This window comes from Facklamia lactis (assembly GCF_015863205.1).
GTDB lineage: Bacteria > Bacillota > Bacilli > Lactobacillales > Aerococcaceae > Facklamia > Facklamia lactis.
Window position 1 is genome coordinate 1 of sequence record NZ_JACBXQ010000015.1, and the last position, 847, is coordinate 847.

The following is an 847-nucleotide window of genomic DNA, read 5'->3' on the forward strand; positions in this document are numbered from 1 at the left end:
CCTTCGGCCTTAGATAAATGGATTAAGAATCATCAAAATAGTGGTTCATTTAATGTTGTTGATAATCTAACTGATGAGGAAAAAGAACTCAGAAAATTGCGTAAAGAAAATCAACAATTAAAGATGGAAAATGATATTTTAAAGCAAGCAGCGCTGATCATGGGACGAAAATAGAAGTCATTCAACAGAATGCTCATCAATATTCAGTATCAGCAATGTGCAAAGTCCTAAAAATACCAAGAAGCACTTATTATGATTCAATTAAACGAACTCCAAATAAACTTAAAAATGATGATTCAGAATTAGAAAAAACTATTGTTAGTACTTTTAACTCAAATAGAAAGAGCTTTGGTACAAGGCGAATTAAAAATGAGTTAAATAAATTAGGTATTATTGTATCTAGACGAAAAATAGGTCATATTATGAAAAAGAATAATCTCATTTCAGTTTATACAAAAACTAACTATAAAAATCATCAGAAAGAAACAAATGAAAAATTAATAAAAAATCACTTAAATCGTTCATTTACAAGGGAACAGCCATTAGAAGCTTTAGTGAGTGATTTAACGTATGTCAAAGTCGCAGGAACTTGGCATTACATCTGTTTATTTATTGATCTCTTCAATAGAGAAATCGTTGGTTACAGTGCAGGTAAAAATAAAGACGCCCATTTAGTGACGAAAGCAATGAGTAAAATTAATCATAATTTAGAACAAATAGAATTATTTCATACAGATAGAGGTAAAGAATTCGACAACAAATTGATAGATGAAGTTTTAAAAACATTTAACATCAAACGTTCATTAAGCACAAAAGGCTGTCCTTATGATAACGCTGTTGCAGAAGC

At 29.5% G+C, this 847-nt stretch carries 1 protein-coding gene; it reads left to right on the forward strand.

Annotated elements, in window-relative coordinates:
- Nucleotides 1–215 precede the first annotated feature (215 nt).
- A partial coding sequence (locus HZY91_RS10765) for an IS3 family transposase (protein WP_235991637.1) occupies nt 216–847 on the forward strand: 632 nt, incomplete at its 3' end.